At 63.7% G+C, this 20,876-nt stretch carries 16 protein-coding genes and 1 pseudogene; 11 read left to right on the top strand and 6 right to left on the bottom strand.

Annotated elements, in window-relative coordinates:
- Positions 1-143: 143 nt before the first annotated feature.
- On the top strand, positions 144-3,257 hold the full coding sequence (locus tag ACT4OC_RS16090) for a GAF domain-containing protein (protein ID WP_444839998.1): 3,114 nt from the start codon (positions 144-146) through the stop codon (positions 3,255-3,257).
- 2 nt (positions 3,258-3,259) lie between these two features.
- The gene (locus tag ACT4OC_RS16085) at positions 3,260-3,646 is read left to right on the top strand and encodes a response regulator (protein WP_444839997.1); all 387 of its coding nucleotides are present in this window, start codon (positions 3,260-3,262) and stop codon (positions 3,644-3,646) included.
- 58 nt (positions 3,647-3,704) lie between these two features.
- On the opposite strand, the gene ACT4OC_RS16080 is transcribed toward ACT4OC_RS16085, so the two are convergent.
- Positions 3,705-5,285 (bottom strand): MDR family MFS transporter, encoded by a 1,581-nt coding sequence (locus tag ACT4OC_RS16080; RefSeq protein WP_444839996.1) that lies wholly within the window; start codon positions 5,283-5,285, stop codon positions 3,705-3,707.
- A gap of 142 nt (positions 5,286-5,427) precedes the next feature.
- On the bottom strand, positions 5,428-5,943 hold the full coding sequence (locus ACT4OC_RS16075) for a YcgN family cysteine cluster protein (RefSeq protein ID WP_444839995.1): 516 nt from the start codon (positions 5,941-5,943) through the stop codon (positions 5,428-5,430).
- A gap of 285 nt (positions 5,944-6,228) precedes the next feature.
- Between ACT4OC_RS16075 and ACT4OC_RS16070 the strand changes: the two genes are divergently transcribed.
- The 4 genes and pseudogenes from ACT4OC_RS16070 to ACT4OC_RS16055 all read left to right on the top strand — a co-directional run.
- Complete coding sequence (locus tag ACT4OC_RS16070) at positions 6,229-8,502, top strand: transglycosylase domain-containing protein (RefSeq protein ID WP_444839994.1); 2,274 nt, start codon at positions 6,229-6,231, stop codon at positions 8,500-8,502.
- 7 nt (positions 8,503-8,509) lie between these two features.
- Positions 8,510-9,088, top strand: coding sequence for a DUF1214 domain-containing protein (locus tag ACT4OC_RS16065; RefSeq protein ID WP_444839993.1), 579 nt, complete (start codon positions 8,510-8,512; stop codon positions 9,086-9,088).
- Positions 9,085-9,705 carry a DUF1254 domain-containing protein gene (locus tag ACT4OC_RS16060; protein ID WP_444839992.1) on the top strand — a complete coding sequence of 207 codons (621 nt, stop codon included), beginning with the start codon at positions 9,085-9,087 and terminating at the stop codon, positions 9,703-9,705. The genes ACT4OC_RS16065 and ACT4OC_RS16060 overlap by 4 nt, the downstream gene beginning before the upstream one ends.
- A 9-nt stretch (positions 9,706-9,714) precedes the next feature.
- Positions 9,715-9,792 (top strand): annotated as a pseudogene (locus ACT4OC_RS16055) (DNA-binding response regulator); the annotation flags it as partial.
- A gap of 104 nt (positions 9,793-9,896) precedes the next feature.
- Here the strand turns inward: ACT4OC_RS16055 and ACT4OC_RS16050 are convergent.
- Genes ACT4OC_RS16050 through ACT4OC_RS16035 form a run of 4 tightly spaced genes read right to left on the bottom strand, consistent with a single transcriptional unit; the run spans position 9,897 to position 15,399 of the window.
- A complete protein-coding gene (locus tag ACT4OC_RS16050; protein WP_444839991.1) occupies positions 9,897-12,551 on the bottom strand; it encodes an arsenate reductase (azurin) large subunit in 2,655 nt (884 codons plus the stop codon).
- Positions 12,552-12,562: 11 nt separating this feature from the next.
- Positions 12,563-13,111: an arsenate reductase (azurin) small subunit gene (locus ACT4OC_RS16045; protein WP_444839990.1), complete on the bottom strand. Its 549-nt coding sequence runs from the start codon at positions 13,109-13,111 to the stop codon at positions 12,563-12,565.
- 2 nt (positions 13,112-13,113) lie between these two features.
- On the bottom strand, positions 13,114-14,232 hold the full coding sequence (locus ACT4OC_RS16040; protein WP_444839989.1) for a cytochrome-c peroxidase: 1,119 nt from the start codon (positions 14,230-14,232) through the stop codon (positions 13,114-13,116).
- Positions 14,233-14,244: 12 nt separating this feature from the next.
- Positions 14,245-15,399: a cytochrome-c peroxidase gene (locus ACT4OC_RS16035; protein ID WP_444839988.1), complete on the bottom strand. Its 1,155-nt coding sequence runs from the start codon at positions 15,397-15,399 to the stop codon at positions 14,245-14,247.
- A gap of 127 nt (positions 15,400-15,526) precedes the next feature.
- Between ACT4OC_RS16035 and ACT4OC_RS16030 the strand changes: the two genes are divergently transcribed.
- From ACT4OC_RS16030 to ACT4OC_RS16010, 5 genes are all read left to right on the top strand, one after another.
- A complete protein-coding gene (locus tag ACT4OC_RS16030) occupies positions 15,527-16,231 on the top strand; it encodes an ArsR/SmtB family transcription factor (protein ID WP_444839987.1) in 705 nt (234 codons plus the stop codon).
- A 262-nt stretch (positions 16,232-16,493) separates the two neighbouring features.
- The gene (locus ACT4OC_RS16025; protein WP_444839986.1) at positions 16,494-18,488 is read left to right on the top strand and encodes an FAD-dependent oxidoreductase; all 1,995 of its coding nucleotides are present in this window, start codon (positions 16,494-16,496) and stop codon (positions 18,486-18,488) included.
- Positions 18,489-18,542: 54 nt separating this feature from the next.
- Positions 18,543-19,310 carry a glucose 1-dehydrogenase gene (locus ACT4OC_RS16020; protein ID WP_444839985.1) on the top strand — a complete coding sequence of 256 codons (768 nt, stop codon included), beginning with the start codon at positions 18,543-18,545 and terminating at the stop codon, positions 19,308-19,310.
- Between the two features lie 9 nt (positions 19,311-19,319).
- Entirely contained in the window at positions 19,320-20,090 is a 771-nt protein-coding gene (locus tag ACT4OC_RS16015) for an enoyl-CoA hydratase-related protein (RefSeq protein ID WP_444839984.1), read from the top strand.
- 11 nt (positions 20,091-20,101) lie between these two features.
- Positions 20,102-20,662: a MarR family winged helix-turn-helix transcriptional regulator gene (locus tag ACT4OC_RS16010; RefSeq protein WP_444839983.1), complete on the top strand. Its 561-nt coding sequence runs from the start codon at positions 20,102-20,104 to the stop codon at positions 20,660-20,662.
- Positions 20,663-20,876: the final 214 nt, after the last annotated feature.

Raw genomic sequence — 20,876 nt, 5'->3', positions numbered from 1 at the left:
TGTGAGGCGGGCAAGCATAAAGGCCCGCCTCAGGCTCTCCATCGGGACTCGCCCTAACGCGTCCGGGATGAAATAATCCGGTTGGAACCGCGGGAACGAGGCCCAATCGGCCCTGCCCGCGCGCCACGCACGGATTGATTTGAATGGCGATGCTTCCCGAAGACATGTCGGTTGCTATCGACGAGCTGGAAACAGCCATCACCGAGATGGAGTCGCGCCTCGAATCAGCCCGTGCCGAGCGCGACGACGCGAAGGCGCGCCAGGTCGAACTCGAGATCGAGAACGCGAATCTGCGGCGGGATCTAAGCCAGTCCCGGGAGCGACAGAGCGCGACGACCGAGGTCCTCAAGGGGATCGCCGCCTCGCCATCGGACGTGCAACCGGTGTTCGAGGCGATCGCGTCGAGCGCCAAGCGTCTGCTTGGCGGTTTTACCGCAACGGTGCTGCACATCCGCGGCGATCAGCTTCATCTGGTCGCGTTCACACCGACCAGTCCGCAATCCGACGAGGGCCTTCAGGCATCGTTCCCGCAACCCGTCGCCGAATTTCCGATCTTCGCGATGGTGCGCGAGGGTGCGACCATCCAGTTCTCCGACACCGAGGCGGAAGATGTACCGGCGGTGAACCGCGACCTCGGGCGGCTGCGCGGCTTTCGCAGCGTGCTGTTCGTACCCCTGATGAACCAGGGCAATGCGGTCGGCATTCTCAGTGTCACCCGGACCGAGCCCGGCGCATTCGAAGACCACCACGTTCAGCTCCTGCGGACCTTCGCCGACCAGGCCGTGATCGCGATCGAGAACGCGCGGCTGTTCAGGGAAACGAAGGAGGCGCTGGAGCAACAGACCGCGACCGCCGAGATTTTGAAGGTCATCGCTTCGTCGCCCTCCGACGTACAGCCGGTATTCGATGCGATCGTGCACAGCACAAGCCGCCTGATCGGCGGCTTTTCAACTGCTGTGTTCCGCTATGGCGACGGCAAGATTCACCTGGCAGCGTTCACTCCGACGGACGCAGAAGGCGACGCGGTCCTGCAGTCCTCCTTCCCGGTTCCGCTCGCCGAGTTTCCGCCCTACCAGCTGACGCGCGAAGGCGCTCCGGCGGAACTGCCCGACACCGAGCTCGAACCGGCGGCGCGCGACATCGCACGCGCGCGCGGCTACCGCAGCATGCTGTTCGCGCCTCTGATGAATGACGGCGAAGCCGTCGGCATCATCACGGTCACCCGCGTCGCGCCAGGACCGTTCGGCGAGCAGCATATGCGCCTATTGCAGATGTTCGCCGACCAGGCCGTGATCGCGATCAGGAATGTCGGGCTGTTCAACGAGGTGCAGGCGCGCACCGAGGATCTGAGCGAGGCTCTGCAGCAGCAGATAGCGACCGCCGACGTGCTCAAGCTTATCAGCCGCTCGGCGTTCGACCTGCAAACCGTGCTCGACACTCTGACCGAATCGGCCGCTCGTCTGTGCAATGCCGACATGGGGGCGATCGCGCTCCGCGACGAGCGCGGCTTCTACCACGCCACGAACTACAACTTCTCCGTCGACTGGGTCAAAGTCACTGACAATCTCCGACTTCAGCCAGGCCGGGAGAGCCTGATCGGGCGAACGTTGCTGGCCCGCACCGTTGTCCAGATCGAGGACGTCCTAACGGACACGGATTACCAGTTTCCGGACATGCAGAAGGCGGCGGGATACCGTTCCCTGCTCGGCGTTCCCCTGATGCGCGGCGGAGAACCGATTGGTGTGCTGTTCCTCGGACGCAAGTCCGTCGAGTCCTACTCGCACAAGCAGGTTGAACTGGTCTCCACCTTTGCCGACCAGGCCGTCATCGCCATCGAGAATGTGCGGCTGTTCGACGAGGTGCAGGCCAAGACTCGCGACCTCGAGGAGGCCCTCACCTACCAGACCGGCAGCGCCAACATTCTGCGCGTGATCGCCTCATCGCCAACCGACGTCGGGCCAGTCCTGAAGGCCATCGTGGAAAGCGCCTGTGAATTGTGCGGGGCGTACGACAGCATCGCTCTCCTCAGGGAAGGCGATCACCTTCGCTTCAGCGCCCATCATGGGCCGATCCCGCTGAATGTCGAGAAATGGCCGATCAACCGCCAATGGGTATCGGGCCGCGCCTTCATCGACCGGAAGCCGGTCCACGTAACGGACTTGATGGCCGAAGGCGACGAATTTCCGGATGGGCGCGAATTGTCGGTGCGCATGGGCCATCGCACCATGGTGGCTGTCCCGCTGCTGCGCGAGGGCGAAAGCATCGGCGCCCTCATCCTCCGCCGCAACGAGGTGAACCCGTTCAGCGAGAAGCAGATCGCGCTTCTGCAGACCTTCGCCGACCAGGCGGTGATCGCGATCGGCAACGTCCACCTGTTCGAGCAGGTGCAACAGCGCACACGCGAACTGTCAAAGTCGCTCGACGACCTCCGCACCGCGCAGGACCGCCTGGTGCAGACCGAAAAGCTCGCTTCGCTCGGCCAGCTCACCGCCGGCATCGCGCACGAGATCAAGAACCCGCTCAACTTCGTCAACAATTTCGCTGCGCTGTCAGCCGAGTTAACCGAGGAATTGAACGACGCACTCAAGCAAGTCGAGGTCGGCGAGACAATCCGCGCGGAAGTGGACGAATTGACGGGGCTTCTGAAGGGCAACCTTGAAAAGGTCGTGCAGCACGGCAGGCGCGCCGATTCCATCGTCAAGAACATGCTGCTGCATTCGCGCGAGGGCGGCGGCGAGCACCGGCTGTCCGACATCAATGCGCTGATCGACGAAAGCCTCAACCTCGCCTATCACGGCGCCCGCGCCGAGAAGCCCGGCTTCAACGTCACGTTGGAGCGCGATTTCGACCCCGAAGCGGGCCAGCTCGACCTGTTCCCGCAGGAAATCACCCGCGTGATCCTCAATCTGGTCTCGAACGGTTTCCATGCCGTCACCAAGCGCGGCAGGGAAAGCGGCGAAGCCGGCTTCGAGCCGACGCTGCGGGCAAGCACCAGAAACCTCGGAGATGCCGTCGAAATCCGTATCCGCGACAACGGCACCGGCATCCCGACTGAGGTGAAGGAGAAGATGTTTAACCCCTTCTTCACCACCAAGCCGGCGGGCGAAGGGACCGGGCTGGGACTATCCATGAGCCACGACATCATCGTGAAACAACATGGCGGCACAATCGACGTGAATACTCAGGAAGATCGTTTCACCGAATTCCGCATCGTGTTGCCGCGCAAAAGCAATTTCGAAGAAGAATCCAGAGGTTAGCCGTGAGCATTCTGGTTCTGGTGGTGGATGACGAACCCGACGTGGAAACCTTGTTCCGCCAGCAATTCCGGCGCGACCTGCGCACGCACCGTTTCGTGATGGACTTCGCCAGCTCCGCACCCGATGCCCTGGCCCGCGTCGGCGATACGCGGGAGGATCTGATCCTGATCCTTTCCGACATCAACATGCCCGGAATGAACGGGCTGGAGATGCTGCCCAAGGTCAGGGCGATGCGGCCCGAAGTGCCGGTCATCATGATCACCGCCTATGGCGATGCCGATACCAGGCGCAGGGCCCTGGAAGGCGGCGCCAGCGGGCTTCTGACCAAGCCGATCGACTTTTCGCTGCTGCGCGAGGAGATCGACACGCGGGTGACGGCGGCGAACTGAGCTGTTACTGGAGCATGATCTTTTTCCGAAAACCGGTTCCCACTTTTCGGGATCATGCTCACTCAGCCAACTCCGCCGGCGGCGTGGCCGGCCCCGCGAGCGGCCGCTCTTCCATCACGATCAAACAGGCCGCCGCACAGGTCATCATCAGCGCCGCGGCGCCGAACACCCAGCGGAACGCCGTGATCATGTCGGACGCCGCGATCGAACCGACGGAACCGCGGTGCTCGCCCGCGAGCTGGATGTCGGAGCCGAGTGCCATCAACAGGATGGCGGTGAAGGCTGCGACCGTGAACGAAGCCATCAGCGCGCGGAAGAAGTTCATTGCGCCGGTCAGCGTGCCGATCTGGGCGCGCGTCACCGAGTTCTGCAGCGACACCACGCTGACCGGGAAGGTCGTGCCGAGGCCGAGCGCGAATACCGACATCACCGCGAGCAATCCCCACAGCGGCAGCGTGGTGAAGGCAAGCGCAAAGCCGCTGACCACGGCGAGCGACGTGCCGACGATGGCGACGCGCTTGTAGCGCCTGGCGCGCGCCATGGTGCGGCCGGCGATCGCAGCGCCACAGGTCGAGATTGCCGCGAGCGGGATCAGCGCGAGGCCGGCCTCGCTGGGGTTGAGGCGATAGACCACCTCGTAATACAGCGGCAGGTGCACGGTGAGCCCCATGATGGCGCCGAGCGCGCAGCCGCCGGCGGCAATGGCATAGGGCGCGACCGTGCCGCCGAGCAGCGGCAGCGGCAGGAACGGCTCCTCCGCCCTGCCCGCATACCAGACGAACGACAGCGCCAGCGCAATCGCCGAGCCCACCATCGACAGGATGGTCGGCGACAGCCACGCATGGCGGTTACCGCCCCAGGTCAGCACCAGCATGACAACGACGGCGGAGGCCATCAGCAAGACGCCGCCGAGCCAGTCGACCTTGCGGTGGCGGTGATAGACCGGGATCTTGGCCATCTTCGGCAGCAGCATCGCCAGCGCCGCGACGCCGAGCGGCAAATTGATCCAGAAGATCATCGACCAGTGCAGGTGCTCGGCGAACAGGCCGCCCAGCACCGGCCCCAATATGCCGCCGGCCACCCAGACGCCGCTGAAATAGGCCTGGTACTGGCCGCGCTCGCGCGGGGAGACCACGTCGGAGATCACGGTCTGCACGACCGGCATGATGCCGCCGCCGCCCAGCCCCTGCAGGCCGCGGGCGAGGATCAGCACCGGCAGGTTCGGCGCCAGCGCGCACAGCACGGAGCCGGCCATGAACAGGCTGAGCGAGATGATCACCATGACGCGGCGGCCGTAGATGTCGCTCAGCGTGCCGAACACCGGCGCGACCGCGGTCGCGGCCAAGAGGTACGCCGTGATCACCCAGGAGAGATTGGAGACGTCGCCGAACTGGCGGCCCAGCGTCGGCAGCGCGGTTGCGACGATGGTCTGTTCCAGCGCGGCCAGGAACATCGTCAGCAAGAGGCTCATCAGGATGGTGCGGACCTCGCCCTTGTCGAGCGGCGCCGGCGGGGCAAGCGGCGGCGCATCCGCGATGTCGAGGACCTCGGTCGGGATATGCGAGATCTCTTCGGCGACCTCGTCGGACAAAATTTCCTGGTCGGCAGCTCGACGGCTCTGCCGTTCGAAATCGCTCATCTCGCCGCAATTCGTTCGCTGCGCGGAACGCCGCGCGGTTGAATCATTGTCGCGCAATCTAGGAGCAAGGCCCGCACCGCGGCACCCGGCTGGGCGCATGGGAGCATCCCGCGAGCGGGCACCGTGATTTGCCGGGGAGGGCTTACGCCCGCGGCGGCCGCTTCAGCTTCGCCGTCTTCGGCAGCATCTTCGGCCACTGCACGATGTGATCCTGCAGATCGTCGATGGACACCTCGTCTTCCTTGCCGTTTACCCGCCCGCGCACGGAGACGCCGGCCTCATGCACGGTATCGGGATCGCCCGAGATCAGCGGGTGCCACCAATAGAGGTCGCGTCCCTCGGCCACCAGCCGATAGCCGCAGCTCGGCGGCAGCCAGTTGAGGGTGCGCACGTTGGCGGCCGTCAGCCGGACGCAATCCGGAACCTGGTCGGACCTGTTCGCATAGTCCTTGCAGGCACAGGCGCTCGTCTCGAGCAGGCGGCAGGAGACGTCGGTGAAGTAGATCTTGCCGGTATCCTCGTCCTCGAGTTTTTCCAGGCAGCAGCGCGCGCAGCCGTCGCACACGCTCTCCCATTCGGCGTCAGACATTTCCTCCAACGTCTTGGTTTTCCAGAAGAATCCCTCCTGACCCGAGATTCGTTTGGGCGGTGCGGTCATAAGTCTCTGATTTCCCTGGCATGGGGCCGGTTTGCCGCCCTTCTACGGGCTGGAGGCGCGGCGGTGCAAGCGGCCTTGGCGCTGGCGGAACGAATAACGCGCACATTAGGCCTGTCGTTCAAAATCGCTGCAACACCATTGGTTTATGGCCCCCTCTCGGATACAAATGCAGGTGAGTCCCCGGGCACGCAATTGAGCGCCTTGGGTTTGCCGCAACATTCCCGCAAGACGTCTTGTGGCAGCCGCCGGCTGGCCGCGGCGCTTTCGAACCGATGAAGTAAACCGGTGCGCAGGATCTTACCTCCCAAGTTGAAGCAGAAGATCAAGGACATGATGCTGGACATCGATGCGCGCATCGATTCCACGCTGTTCTCTTCCGCCAAGGGCCTGCGCGAGCTCTATGAGCGCTACTCGACGTTCATGGACCGCTTCTATGTCGGCCGGTGGAAGCGCTGGGTGATCGTCGAGCCGGCCTCGGAAGGCGCCACCATCGGCCTTGGCGGCCTCGTGCTGATGCTGGCGCTCGCCATCCCCGCCTTCCGCGAAACCGCCGACGACGACTGGCTGAAGAAGTCCGACCTCGCGGTGAGCTTCCTCGACCGCTACGGCAACCCGATCGGCAGCCGCGGCATCAAGCACAACGACTCGATCCCGCTGGAGGATTTTCCGGACGTCCTGATCAAGGCGACGCTCGCCACCGAGGACCGCCGCTTCTACGACCATTTCGGTATCGACATTCCCGGCACCGCCCGCGCCCTCATCACCAACGCGCAGGCCGGCGGCGTGCGCCAGGGCGGCTCGTCGATCACCCAGCAGCTGGCGAAGAACCTCTTCCTCAACAACGAGCGCACCATCGAACGCAAGGTCAAGGAAGCCTTCCTCGCGATCTGGCTCGAGACGCGGCTGACCAAGAACGAGATACTGAAGCTTTATCTCGACCGCGCCTATATGGGCGGCGGCACCTTCGGCGTCGACGGCGCGGCGCACTTCTACTTCAACAAGTCGGCGCGCGACGTGAACCTCCAGGAATCCGCCATGCTGGCCGGCCTGTTCAAGGCGCCGACCAAATACGCCCCCCACATCAACCTGCCCGCCGCCCGTGCCCGCGCCAACGTCGTGCTCGACAACCTCGTCGACGCCGGCTTCATGACCGAGGGCCAGGTGTTCGGCGCCCGCCGCAATCCGGCGTTTGCCGTCGACCGCCGCGACGAGAACTCGCCGAACTACTACCTCGACTACGCCTTCGAAGAGATGCGCAAGCTCGTCGACACTTTCCCGAAGTCCTACAGCGAGCGCGTCTTCGTGGTGCGCACCGCGATCGACATGAACGTGCAGCGCTCCGCCGAAGCCACCGTGGAGAACCAGCTGCGCCAGTTCGGCCGCGACTACCACGCGACCCAGGCGGCGGTCGCCGTCGCCGATCTCGACGGCGGCGTGCGCGCCATGGTCGGCGGACGGGACTACGGCGCCAGCCAGTTCAACCGCGCCACCGACGCCTATCGCCAGCCCGGCTCCTCGTTCAAGCCCTACGTCTACGCCACCGCGCTGATGAACGGCTACAGGCCGGACACGAAGGTGGTCGACGGCCCGGTCTGCATCTTCAACTGGTGCCCGCAGAACTACAGCCACTCCTATTCGGGATCGGTGACGCTGACGACGGCGATCACGCGGTCGATCAACGTGATCCCGGTGAAGCTATCGATCGCGCTCGGCGGCAAGGCGTCCAATCCGGCCAAGGCCGGCCGCCAGAAGATCACCGAAGTGGCGCGCCGCATGGGCATCAAGGCGCCGCTGCCCGACACGCCGTCGATGCCGATCGGCTCCGACGAGGTCACCGTGCTCGAGCACGCGGTGGCCTATGCGACCTTCCCGAACAAGGGCAAGGCGCCGATACCGCATGCGGTGCTGGAAGTGCGCAGCAGCACCGGCGACCTGGTGTGGCGCTTCGACCGCGACGGCAAGAAACAGATACAGGCCATTCCCGTTTCGGTCGCCGCCGACATGTCGGAGATGATGAGCCATGTCGTCAGCGAAGGCACCGCGCGGCGCGCCATCATCGACGGCATTCCGACCGCCGGCAAGACCGGCACCACCAACGCCTATCGCGACGCCTGGTTCGTCGGCTTCACCGGCAACTTCACCTGCGCGGTCTGGTACGGCAACGACGACTATTCGCCGACCAACCGCATGACCGGCGGCTCGCTGCCGGCGCAGACCTGGCGCGAGGTCATGGTGGTCGCCCACCAGGGCGTCGAGGTCAAGGAAGTGCCGGGCATCGGCATGGGCCAGAAGCTGCCGCCGCAGACCGCCGCCGCCATGGCCGCGGCTGCGCCGAAGGTCATCGACACCAAGCCCGGCCCGCCGCCGGTGCTGACCAAGCGCGGCGCCGACATCCTGGTGCGGATCGAGAAGCAACTCGACGACGCCAGCAAGACCGCGGCGAAGACGTCCGCCACCGAACCGCCGAAGGGAGCGAAGTCGAGCGCGGTCACGCTCCCCGAAAGCTTTGCGGCGGCGACGCCGGACGACAAGGCCGCGCCCGCCGCGCGCAAGAACTGATCCAACCGTGCGTCTCGTCTTCGTCACCCTGCTTGCGCTCCTCATCGCCTCGGCGATCGGCCTCGGCTCGACCTACATGACCGCGACCAAGGGCACCGAAATCGGCACCCTGAAGATCGGCGCGTGGACGGCCCGGCCGAAGACCGGCAACGCCGACGTCGATCCCTACTCGCGCGCCACCATCGTGCGCAGCGGCGAGCTGCCGGTCGGCACCGGAGACGGCGTCGCCTTCACCGCCACCACCGACGACGGCAACAAGCCGCTCGACGGCCGCTGCGACGTCGTGGTCAGCGGCGTGACGCCGGCGGCGCGGTTCTGGACTCTGACGCTGTACAACACCAAGGGCCAGCTCGTCGCCAATACGCTGCAGCGCTACGGCTTCACCAGCCAGGAGGTGATCCGCGGCGCCGACGGCTCTTTCGAGGTGCGCGTGGCCTCGCGTGCTCGCTCCGGCAACTGGCTGCCGACCGGCGGCATCGAGCGCTATGCGCTGATGATGCGCCTCTACGACACGCCGGTGGGGGTTGCCACGCGCACCCAGCGCGACGCGCCGATGCCGCAGATATCGACGGTGGGGTGCCCATGATCCGGCTCGCCTTCACCATCATCGCCGGCGTGCTGCTCGGGCTCATCGTGCATCTCGTCGCCGTGCTGGCGCTGCCGCGGATCGCAACCCAGGATGCCTATTCGCGCCTGACGCCGATGACGAAGCTCAACGCGGTGACGCAGCTTGCCGCCGCCGAGCCCACCAACGCGCCGATGCCGTTCATGGACCCGGCCTTTGCGGTCGCGATCTGCCGCTACGATCTGTCGGGCGGCCCGATCAAGCTCGCGGTGCCCGTCAGCCAGGCCTACACTTCGGTGTCGTTCTACACACGCAGCGAAGTCGCCTACTACGCGATCAACGACCGCTCCGCGGGCCGCAAGGTGATCGAGCTCGACCTGATGACGCAAGCGCAGCATGCCGACCTGCCAGAGGAAGAAGACGTCACCTCCGCCGACCGGCTGATCATCGACTCCCCGACCGAGACCGGCCTGATCGTGATGAAGGCGCTGGCCGCCGAGCCCGGCCTGATGCCGCAGGCGCAGGCGTCGCTGGCGGCGTCGAAGTGCGAGGTTCACAGCGAGCCGCCGCCGGCCAAGCAGGTCGAAGCGCCGCCGCCGCCTCCCCCGCCGCCCGCACGGCCGCACGGCAAGCGATAGCAGATCGACGATTTGGTCCGCTGCAGGCTGCAGGACAGCGAGGTGAAGCTGTCGCCGAAGGAGTACGACCTGCTGCACCTGCTGGTGTAGCACGCCGGCAAAGTCGCCCTCCCGGGCCGCTTTGCGTCATTTCAGTGTTCTGCCAGATCGGCTGACAGGCGCAATCACGCATTCCATTCCACATCGCCGGATCAGATGATCGGGCGCGGCTTCAGTGACATTGCGGTTAGGTCGCGCTTCCAGGGCGAGGGTCCGACCTTGCGCAATACACCGCGGCCAAGCTTGTAGCGATAGTTTCCGGTTATCGGATCTGGAACCGCGTGGCACAGTGAATTGGCCATCGCCTTCCCCATGTTGAACTGGGCTTTGGCGACACCGGCCTTGATTTCGTCGGACACAATCGCAACGAAACTCATGCGCCCGCGGCCGACACGAATATGACCGCTCTCCTTGAGCTTCGTAAACGTCAGATCCGCAGCTTCGACCCCGATGGGCGCTCCGGTTTGGATATAGACAGTGTCATTCGTAACCTCGACAAAGTCGCCGGATTCGATGCTGTGCAGCCCGGCATCGGTAGGATGAATGACAATGTGCGGATAGGGCCACCTCTTGGCCAAATAGGGCTTGCGAATGTCGTCGAACCCGGACTGCCACGTCTCGTTAACGCGGCCATTCGTAACCCAGATTTCGCCCTTCTCTTTGCGAGGTTTGACCGCTTCGTAAAAGTCGTTCCACCCCGGAAACTTCCAGGCGGTCCTGAGCAGCAGCGCCTTGCCCGAATGCGTGTCGAATTCGTACAGCCAGCGCGCGTCGTTGGTGACTCCCTCGACCTCTCCCCAGTCGTTGGAGGGATCGTGCAACCGCTTTGTGCCGACGATCTTTCCACCCTTGACACGAACTGGAGTCTGGATGCCCTCGGTACCAAGCGTCGCAAGAAAATCATGCGCGCGCATACCGCGCTCCTTCGCCGCGGATACGACTGCATGATAGGAGAGCACGTTGCCGCGCGAGAATCGGGAGGACTCCTCGAATATGTCATTCGAATCCTTCCAGTCGTATCCCTCAAAGCCCATCTTCCTGGCAAATTGCGCGATCGCCCACCAGTCGGGCTTCGCCTCACCTGGCGCATCGTTGAACTTTGAATAGAGGCGCAACCGGCGCTCCGAGTTGCAGCGGGTGAACGCTTCCTCTCCCCATCCCGCCGCCGGGAGCACAATGTCGGCGTAGGAGGTGTTGAGCGGATCGACAGGGTACAGGTCGGAATCGACAAGCACCATGCCGCCGGCATCGGTGCGCGCAATCAACATGTCGATGACGTGCTGCTTGTCGAGCCGGTTCGGCTGCATCTGGTGGTCGGATGTCAGCTCCCGCACACGCGCGGACAATTCCTGGCTTGCAACCATCGCGGGGAACCAGGTGAGGCCGATCGCCCAGAAGAAGCGCACGTTGCCGTCAATTACCCAGCGATCTACGTTCAGCGCCTTCTTGCGTCGCCCAGGATATTTCTCGGGGCTGAGCCACCATCGGCCGCCGCCCGCACTCATCCAGCCGCGCTGATGACCGCCACCGCGCGAAATCATCTGGCCTGGACGGTTGCCTGCCCCGCAAATCAGTCCGAGCGCGCCAAGCGAGGCACTGTTCATGTAGTTGTTTGACCAGTAGTTGCCCTTCTCCAGCATGAACGAGGTCTTCGGCCTCGAGCCGTCGGATTTTGGCTTGGCTATCATCTCGGCGCACTTGACGATCAGCGCCGGGTCGAGTCCGGTAATCTTGGCAGCGTTTTCCAGCTTCCCCGCGTCCTCCGCGAGGACAAACTTCTTGTAGTCCTCCCAGTCGGACTGGATCGTGCCGCCAAACGTGGTCCGCCACTGCCAGCGCGTGTTGCGGGTTCCGCGGCCGTAGCCCGCTTCAATCTCCCACTTGGTGGCGACCCATTTGTCGATGAAGGCCTGATCTTGCCAACCGTTTTCGATAATGATGCGCGCCAAAGCCAAGTGCAGCACAGTGTCGGTGCCCGGTTCGATCGGCAACCACAGCCCGCCGTTCTCCAGACCATAGGCGACACCCATGGTCTTGTGTGGGGTCACAAAGATCAGCTTCGGTCCATTCATCATCCATGATGTGAACAGCGTCGTCTTGGTTTCGTAAGGATCCACACCCGACAGAAACGCGACGTCACACTTGCTCCAATCGTCGTATGAGGCCGCAAAGGAATTGATCCCCGCATCATCCAGGCCGGCGGCATCTTCGGCAGACTGGGGCTTGTCGTGAGGTGCGTACACCGCGGTTCCCACCGACACATCGACCAGCTTGGCGATCGCGTAGGTGTTTTCGAAATACTCATACGAGTACGTCTTCATTCCCCACGCGCCCACGCCATGCTTTTCAAGCACGTGCTTGGACACCGCAGCCATCACGTCCGTGGCGAAATCCCATGAGACGCGCTCCAACTTGCCATTCACCCGGACGGCGGGAAACTGCAACCGCTCCCGTGTCGGTGTGTCCGGATTGAAGATGCGCTGGGCCAGCGTGCCGCCGCGGATCGAATGATTCCCCTGGGGGTTGACGACCTTTGCGTCAAAGTCCGGCACCACCAGGAAATTGTGCGGCTTCCCCTTGTGGAAGCCGACGCGGTGTTGCGATGTACTCACCCATGGAAGCATCGCGGCGCCGGTCGGAAAATCGACACCAAAGGCATTGTCCTTTGCCTTTTGTCCCCCATTACGGCCGACCGGCCAGCGATAGACCTTGTAGCCGCAAGCTACCGTGCAATAGGCGCAAGCCGTGGTCATCACTTCCGCACTTTTGGGCGGGAGCGGTACAGCATGCGTGAGATCGGCCGCCATCGGTGCTCTCCTCAACCTTTCGGGTTCTCGCCGAAGCCATACACGAGGCCCATCATTCCCACTGCGAAGATATCGTTGCCGCGGATATCAAGCATGACTTGCGGAAGCGCCTCAGTGGCGTGTCCGGATACGACCATCCCATGGCGTGTCAGATCGAAGGTGGTCAGATGCAACGGACATGGCCCCAACACCTTGTGTTTGGCTTTATAAGTCTCGGCGCCAATCGGACCACCCATATGCGTGCAGAGGGCGCTAAACGCCACGATGTCCTTGCCCGGGCCAATGCCACCGCCGGCAACTTCGCCAAGCTTGACCAGGACGTTCTTGATATCCGTCGCGGGGTAGTCAAACTCGATCGGCGTGTCGACGGTCGCATCCTGCAACCTGGCGACTCGTTTTTCGCGATACTTGGAGCCAACCAATTTGGTCGCCTGGGGCCACGCCTCGGTTGAACCCAGCGTGGCAATCACCGCCGCCGCCGATCCGCCGAGGATCAACATGCTGCGACGTGACAGGCATGAGGGCGCACGTTCGTCCCGGAGATTGTGCTGAGACTGCATGATCAATTCCCCGTCCAAAGTGGCTTGGTTTCCGGCAGTTTAGGGTCCGCAACGATGAGAGCCTCGTCCATGCTGAGCGACTCAAGAAAGGTCACGAGATCCTTCTTCTCCGGCCCGGTCAGGTTGAGCGGCTTCAGAGCCTCCGCGTTCTTGCCACCACCACGGTCGTAGAACTCGACCACCTCCTGAAGAGTCTCGAACGCCCCGTTATGCATGAATGGCGCGGTGTATTTCAGCTCACGCAAACTGGGGGTCCGCCAGCGCCCGATGTCTTCCGGACGCTTCGTCACGTAATAGAGGCCGTGATCGTCGCTCGCAGAGCGATAGACCTTTTCCGGCACCCCCTTTTGGTAGACCTCCCAACGGAACGTAATCTGCTGTTCGGCGGTCTCGGCAAATTCCTTCGCTGCCGGCACACCGGTGCGATAGAATTTCTGATCGGAAGCCAGAGGTCCATTGTGGCAGGCAATGCAATTGGCTTTGCCGTTGAACAGGGCCAAACCGCGCTTTTGCGATTCGTTGAGTGCCTTGGAGTTGCCTGCGGTGAAGCGGTCAAACGGTACCTTCTTTCCGTCCGAAACGATCGTACGCTGGAACGCCGCAATCGCCCTCCAGGCGTCGTAGAGCATCGGCCACTCGGTTCCGAAAACCTTCTTGAACGCCGACCGATATTCCGGAACGAAGGCCAGACGCATTTCCATCATGGCATCGTCGCCGTTGCCGGCGACTGCGCCGCCTGCCGCCGCCGGTGCCTGCGTTTCCAGACTGGTTACTGCGCCATCCCAGAACAGCTTGTTGTAGTAGGCGCTGTTGAGGATGGTCTGGGAGTTGCGCCAGTGGGTCGTGCCCGGATAACCGAACGAGATTGTACTTCCTGTCCCCCAGCCAAGCTCGGGGCGATGGCAGGCGGCGCACCCCATGGCACCATTGCCAGAGAGGCGGTTGTCGAAGAACAACATCTTGCCAAGTTCGATCTTGTCGGCCGTCTGCGGATTGTCGGCCGGGACCGACACCGGGGGCAGCGGAGCCAGCGGTGGATACTTCGGGGACTGAGCAAAAGCGGCCGTGAGCGCGACTGCCGTGAGCGCCGAGGTCGCAAGCATGGTTCGAGCAAAGGTCATGGTCGGACCTCCTCAATTCGTGCCGACGGCGCGCATGCCGTAGTCGGGGAGATTCGGAGGTGTCGCAGCCGGCCGATCGCCGGTCAGGCTCTGCAGGAACGCCACAAGGGCCTGTTTTTCTTCCGCCGTCAGATTGAGCGGCTTCAACGTCGCCGGCTTGTTTTGCGACTGACCTCCTCCGCGATCATAGAATTCGACCACTTCTTCGAGCGTCGCGAAAACGCCGTTGTGCATGTAGGGAGCGGTTTGACCGGCATCCCAGAGGGAGGGTGTCAGAAACTTGCCGATGTCCGCCTCATCTTTCGTGACGATGTAGTAGCCAACATCTTTCCGCAGATTCATGAAGTTGGGCACGCCGAAAGTTGAATAGTGGCGGAGCATCGTAATTTGGCGGGATGCATTGCTGGCCAGCTCCGGATGTTCGGGCACGCCCGTCGCATAGGGCTTGGAGTCGGACAACATCGCGCCACTGTGACACATCCCGCAGCCGGCCTTGCCCGAAAACAGTTCCATGCCGACCTTTTGCTGCGCACTCAGGGCTGTCGTATCACCACGAAGGAATTTGTCGAAAGGAGCGCCCGTTGTTCGGATCGTCTTGAGAAATTCGGCGACCGCTCCATAGATCATTCCGCCGTAGGGATCGGCGCCGAAGGCAGCCTTGAACGCGTCGGCGTATTGCGGCACCTGTTTCAATCGCTCTTGCACGATACGCGTGTCCGCATTCATCGTGTGGGCTTCGGTCAACATGTCGCGGACCAGGGTTCCGGGGTCCGAACCATCCAGCCGCGCGTCCCACGTCAGGCGCTTGCGCGCGAACGAATTGAACAGCGACGGAGCGTTACGAAAGTATTCGACGCTCGTGTAGCCCGCCGACAGTGGCTTGCCATCCGCCCACCCCTTGCCTGGGTCGTGACACGTCGAGCACGCATTGGCCGTGTCGCCCGACAAGCGCGAATCGAAGAACAGAATTTTGCCGAGCTCGGCCCGCCTCTCGTCGATCTTCGGGGGATCCGGCAGTGGCGCAAACGTCTGCGCTGCCGGTGCGGGAGACTGAGCATTGGATTGGCAAAGGGCCAAATCAGGCAGCAAAATCAGCGCCAAAATCGAGATCGGAAGGAATGCTGGGCCGCTTCGAATATTGCGCCGACGCGAGTACACCGTTGTCATCGCAGGCAAATCCCCCAAGTTTCATGCTAAGATTAAGCGATCGGGTGGACTTTGCCTTGCGATAGATCAAGCGTTCAATTGAATGTTTGAAAAGATATGAAGGAGCGGCTTGCATGGGAAAACACTGGTGAAACGCGCCCACCCCAAGCGCGTGATGTTCGGCTTCGCGGCGGAAGTCTCGAAGGCGTTAGCGCATCCGGCGAGAATTGAACTTCTCGACCTTCTGGCGCAAGGCAGCCGAAGCGTGGATTCCGCGGCGAAGGCGGCGAGCTTGTCCGTCGCCAACGCGTCCCAACATCTGCTCCAGCTAAAGAAGGCGGGCCTGCTCTCCGCACACAGGCAGGGCAAGCATATCGTCTATGAGCTTGCGGACGAATCTGTCGTCGTGTTGCTGCGAACGGTGAGCACCTTCGCGGACGATCATCTTGCGGATGCCGAGCGCGCGATCGCGAATCTGTACCGCGCGCGTGATCCGATCGCTCCGGCGAGCAGCGCGGAGTTGTTAAAGCGTATCAAAGATGGCACCGGATTGACCATCGACGTCCGACCCGCGCTGGAATACCGGGCGGCCCATATTCCGCACGCGATCAACATGCCCGTTGACGAGATCGCAAAACATATCGCCGACATTCCCTCTGGGAGCGACATCGTCACATATTGCCGCGGGCCATACTGCATCTTCGCGTACCAGGCAATCGAAGTGCTGAGACCGGCCGGGCGACAGGTGCGCCGCCTGCAGGGCGGGTTTCTGGAGTGGCGTCTCAACAGGCTCCCGCTTGAAGGCGAGGAAGTGCCTGACGCCGCGGCGCACGTCGTTTTCGCGAAGTACTGATCTCGTCGGCCGGCTAAATCGAGCCAATCGGTCGAACGGTGAAGTTCCGTCAACCTGCGGGCTGTTAGCCTGCGGTCCCGTCAGAAGTTCCTGTCGTGCGGATGGGAAGATGCCGACCATATCTACAATATATTGTCTAATCTTCCGTGCTCTTGGCGAGATAATCTGCCGTCGAATGCCATTCAATATATAAATATATTGACATATTATGACGACAGCGTTACTTGACGGGTAACAACGCCCCGAAAGGCCGGAGGCCCGCATGGCGCACGCTCACTCCGTCCTGCTCGATCCGATCCGGGTCGGCTCCGTGACGCTTGCGAGCCGGATCGTGATGGGATCGATGCACACCGGTCTCGAATGCCATCCCGAGCGGTTCGACGAGCTTGGCCGCTTCTACGCCGAGCGCGCCAAGGGCGGCGCGGGGATGATCGTGACCGGCGGGTTCGCGCCGAACTTCGCCGGCCGCATGAAGAACGAGCCGGGCACGTTCGAGCGGCCGGATCAGGTCGCGCATCATCGCAAGATCACAGCTCCGGTCCGCGCGGCCGGCGGCCGCATCCTGCTGCAGATTCTACATGCCGGCCGCTACGGCTATCACCCGGCCGTGGTCGCGCCCTCGCCGATCAAGTCGCCGATCAACCGCGACGTGCCGGCCGAGCTCACTTCCGAACAGATCGAGGAGACGATCGCAAACTACGCGACGACGGCGCGGCTTGCGATCGAGGCCGGCTATGACGGCATCGAGATTATGGGTTCGGAAGGCTATTTGATCTCCGAGTTCCTGGCGCCGCGCACCAATCATCGCGACGACCGATGGGGCGGCGCACTGGAGGACCGCGCGCGCTTTCCGCTGGCCGTGGTCAGGGCGGTTCGCGCGGCGATCGGCGAAGGCGTCATTTCATATCGCATCTCCGCGCTCGAGCTGGTCGAAGGAGGGCTGACCCAGGAAGAGACGATCTGGCTGGCGAAAGAAGTCGAGAAGGCGGGCGCGGATTGCCTTTCGACCGGGATCGGCTGGCATGAAGCCGCCGTCCCCACCATCGCCGGCCCCGTGCCGCACGCGGCCTTCATCGAATCGACGCAGCGGCTGAAGGAGGCGGTCTTGATTCCCGTCACCGCCAGCAACCGCATCAATCTTCCCGGCGATGCCGCCGAGATCATCAAGAGCGGCTCCGCCGACCTCGTCTCGATGGCGCGGCCGCTGCTGGCGGATGCCGAGTTCGCGAGCAAGGTCGGACGCGGCCGTCCCGACCTCGTCAATGTCTGCATCGCCTGCAACCAGGCCTGCCTCGACCATTATTTCACCGATCAGGTGATCACGTGCCTGGTCAATCCGCGCGCGGCCCGCGAGAACGAGTTCTCCGACGCCCCTGCCCCGGCGGCCAAGCGCGTCGCGGTGCTCGGCGCCGGAGTGGCCGGCATTGCGGCTGCGCTCGAGGCCGCGCGCCGCGGCCACCACGTCACCCTGTTCGAGGCGGCTTCCCGCATCGGCGGGCAGTTTGCGCTGGCGGCGAACATCCCGGGCAAGGAGGATTATGGGCTCTCGCTCGCAAGCTACGAGGCGCAACTCGCCGAGGGCGGGGTCGAGATCAGGACCGGAGTCGCGGTCGATGCGGAAACCCTGAAGCGATCCAACTTCGACGAGGTCATCGTCTCGACCGGCGTTGCGCCCCGCCCGATCGACATCCCCGGCGGCGACGATCCGCGGGTGGTCGGCTACAGCAAAATCCTCGACGGCAGCGTGACGGCCGGCGACCGCGTGATCGTCATCGGCGGCGGCGGCATCGGCCATGACGTCGCGCTGTTCCTCGCCATGGAGAGCAACGGCCGCCGGCAAACGCGGGAAGTATTCTTCGAGCGCTGGGGCATCAACGGAAAGGCGAAAACGCATGCGGCACGGCGGCAGATCACCATGGTGAAGCGTTCGCCCGGCGCCTTCGGCCGCACCCTCGGCAAGAGCACGGGCTGGATCCTTCGGCAGGAGCTGAAGGATATGAAGGTGCGCCAGATATCCGACGCACGCTACGTCAAGATCGACGCGCAGGGTCTGCACATCGCGCTCCCCGACCGCAACGAGATACTGCCGTTCGACACGCTCGTCGTCTGCGCCGGCCAGGAATCGGAGCGGCGGATCGCCGACACCATCGCCGCGAACGGCCAATCGGTGCACGTGATCGGCGGCGCGCGGCTCGCGGGCGAGCTCGACGCCAAGCGCGCCATCTACGAAGGCGCCACCCTCGGCAATCGCATCTGACAATCGCGGCGGAGACCGCGGCGACATGAAACGAAACGGGAGAGGAGCAACAGCATGAGAGGTCTCAAAGGCCGCATCGCGATCGTCACCGGCGCCGCCGGCGGCATCGGCCGCGCGATCTGCCGCCGGTTCCTCGACGAGGAAATCAGGATCGTCGCGCTCGACGTCAATGCCGAAGCGCTGAAGCAGCTCGCGGACGATCTCGGCGCGGACGAAAACCGTTTGCTGTGCGTCGCCGCCGATATCGCCGATTACAGCGCCGTAAAAGAGGCCGTCGACCGCGGCGCCGCGAAATTCGGCAAGCTCGACATCCTCATCAACAATGCCGGATGGGACGTCGCAAAGCCGTTCCTGCAGACCGAGCCGGATCTGTGGGACAAGATCATCGCCATCAACCTGCGCGGCCCGCTCAACCTGCACAAGGCCGCCCTGCCCCATTTGATCGCCGGCGGCGGCGGCAAGGTCGTCAACATCGCCTCCGACGCAGGCCGCGTCGGCTCGTCGGGCGAAGCCGTCTATGCCGCCTGCAAGGGCGGCATCATCGCCTTCTCCAAGACGATGGCGCGGGAATGTGCGCGCGACAACATCAGGGTCAACGTGGTGTGCCCCGGTCCGACCGATACGGCGTTGCTGCGCTCCTTTGCCGGCGAAGGCGAGTACGGCCAGAAGATCTATGACGGGCTCAAGCGGGCGATCCCGCTGAAGCGCCTCGGACAGCCCGACGACATGCCCGGCCTCGTCGCTTTCCTTTCGAGCGACGACGCCAACTACATGACCGGCCAGGTGATCAGCGTCTCCGGCGGTCTCACCATGAACGGATAGGAGACGAAGATGCAATATGGCGACATCAGCTACGATTTGCGCGGTCCCGCCGCCTGGATCACCATCAATCGGCCCGACAAGTACAACGCGTTCCGCGGCCAGACCTGCGAGGAGCTGATCCACGCCTTCAACAAGGCCGGCTGGGACAAGTCGATCGCCGCGATCGTGCTGACCGGCGCCGGCGCAAGAGCGTTCTGCACCGGCGGCGACCAGTCGGCGCATGATGGCAGCTACGACGGGCGCGGCATCATCGGACTGCCGGTGGAGGAGTTGCAGACGACGATCCGCGACGTGCCGAAACCGGTGATCGCGCGCGTCAACGGTTTTGCGATCGGCGGCGGCAACGTGCTCGTCACCTGCTGCGATCTCGCCATCGCCTCGTCCTCGGCGGTGTTCGGCCAGGTCGGTCCCAAGGTCGGCTCGGTCGACCCCGGCTTCGGCACCGCGCTGCTCTCCCGCGTCGTCGGCGAGAAGAAGGCGCGCGAGATCTGGATGCTGTGCCGGCGCTACAGCGCGCAGCAGGCGCTCGAAATGGGGCTGATCAATGCGGTGGTCGAGCCGGCCGAGCTAGACGCCGAGGTCGAGCGCTGGTGCGCGGAGATCGCCAGCCTCAGCCCGACGGCGATCGCAATCGCCAAGCGCTCCTTCAATCAGGATTCCGAATCGATCCGCGGCATCTCGGCGATGGGCATGCAGGCCCTGAGCCTGTTCTACCAGACCGAAGAATCGCGCGAAGGCGTCAAGGCGTTCCTGGAGAAGCGCAAGCCGAAATTCCGTTAGGGTCGCAAGAGATGGCATCGCCTTCGCAAAGGGAATCAGGGGCGGTCTTTCCGGACGAGGCCGGCGCCGGCGCGACCGACAAGCAAGGCCGCGGCGCCGACCACCTCAACAACCGGATCTTCTTCCGACTGTTTCAGGTCGCCAACACGCTGCAGAAGCAGGCGGTCAAGGAGCTGGGGGTGACGACCGTGCAATGGGCCGTGCTCGGCGCACTCTCCGATCCCCGGCCGACCCATGGCATGTCGGTCGGCACGCTCGCCGACTTCCTCGTCGTCTCCAGGCAGAATCTCGATGGCGTCCTGAAGCGGCTTGAACGCGACGGCCTCGTCGAACGGGTCACCGACGCCGCCGACAAGCGGGCGCGCGTGGTCAGGCTGACGCGAGAGGGCTTTGCGTTCTGGGCGGGCCTGCGCGAACGGATTTTCGGGTTTTACGACCAGGCCGTCAGCGGCTTCAGGTTCGACGACCGCGTGGCGCTGGCGCATTACCTCAACGAGATGCAGCGCGACCTGATGCAGGTGCGCCTGGAGCAGCCGCAGCGCGAACGGAAGAAGGCGAAGCGGCGCGTTTGACGTCCGTAGGGCGGGTTAGATTAGCGATAGCGTAACCCGCCGTCCTGCGCACGATGCTTCAACAGCATTCGGCGGATTACGCTCACGCTAATCTAATCTTACTGCGTCATGGGCGTCGGCGTCCATTTGATGCTGCGATGGCGCCGCAGCAAGGACATCGCGGCAAGGTTTTGATGAGCTCTCGGATCAGACGCACGCGCATGGTTGCGATCGA

Source organism: Bradyrhizobium sp., assembly GCF_052389815.1.
Classification (GTDB): Bacteria; Pseudomonadota; Alphaproteobacteria; order Rhizobiales; family Xanthobacteraceae; genus Bradyrhizobium.
This window is presented reverse-complemented; position numbering and strand designations above follow the sequence as displayed.

What these genes read in the sequence shown, in the direction of transcription:
- ACT4OC_RS16090 (WP_444839998.1), top strand. Translation starts at nt 144, where the DNA reads ATGGCGATGCTTCCCGAAGACATGTCGGTTGCTATCGACGAGCTGGAA.
- ACT4OC_RS16020 (WP_444839985.1), top strand. Translation starts at nt 18,543, where the DNA reads ATGAGAGGTCTCAAAGGCCGCATCGCGATCGTCACCGGCGCCGCCGGC.
- ACT4OC_RS16050 (WP_444839991.1), bottom strand. Translation starts at nt 12,551, where the DNA reads ATGGCGGCCGATCTCACGCATGCTGTACCGCTCCCGCCCAAAAGTGCG.
- ACT4OC_RS16025 (WP_444839986.1), top strand. Translation starts at nt 16,494, where the DNA reads ATGGCGCACGCTCACTCCGTCCTGCTCGATCCGATCCGGGTCGGCTCC.
- ACT4OC_RS16080 (WP_444839996.1), bottom strand. Translation starts at nt 5,285, where the DNA reads ATGAGCGATTTCGAACGGCAGAGCCGTCGAGCTGCCGACCAGGAAATT.
- ACT4OC_RS16060 (WP_444839992.1), top strand. Translation starts at nt 9,085, where the DNA reads ATGATCCGGCTCGCCTTCACCATCATCGCCGGCGTGCTGCTCGGGCTC.
- ACT4OC_RS16010 (WP_444839983.1), top strand. Translation starts at nt 20,102, where the DNA reads ATGGCATCGCCTTCGCAAAGGGAATCAGGGGCGGTCTTTCCGGACGAG.
- ACT4OC_RS16015 (WP_444839984.1), top strand. Translation starts at nt 19,320, where the DNA reads ATGCAATATGGCGACATCAGCTACGATTTGCGCGGTCCCGCCGCCTGG.
- ACT4OC_RS16075 (WP_444839995.1), bottom strand. Translation starts at nt 5,943, where the DNA reads ATGACCGCACCGCCCAAACGAATCTCGGGTCAGGAGGGATTCTTCTGG.
- ACT4OC_RS16045 (WP_444839990.1), bottom strand. Translation starts at nt 13,111, where the DNA reads ATGCAGTCTCAGCACAATCTCCGGGACGAACGTGCGCCCTCATGCCTG.
- ACT4OC_RS16035 (WP_444839988.1), bottom strand. Translation starts at nt 15,399, where the DNA reads ATGACAACGGTGTACTCGCGTCGGCGCAATATTCGAAGCGGCCCAGCA.
- ACT4OC_RS16040 (WP_444839989.1), bottom strand. Translation starts at nt 14,232, where the DNA reads ATGACCTTTGCTCGAACCATGCTTGCGACCTCGGCGCTCACGGCAGTC.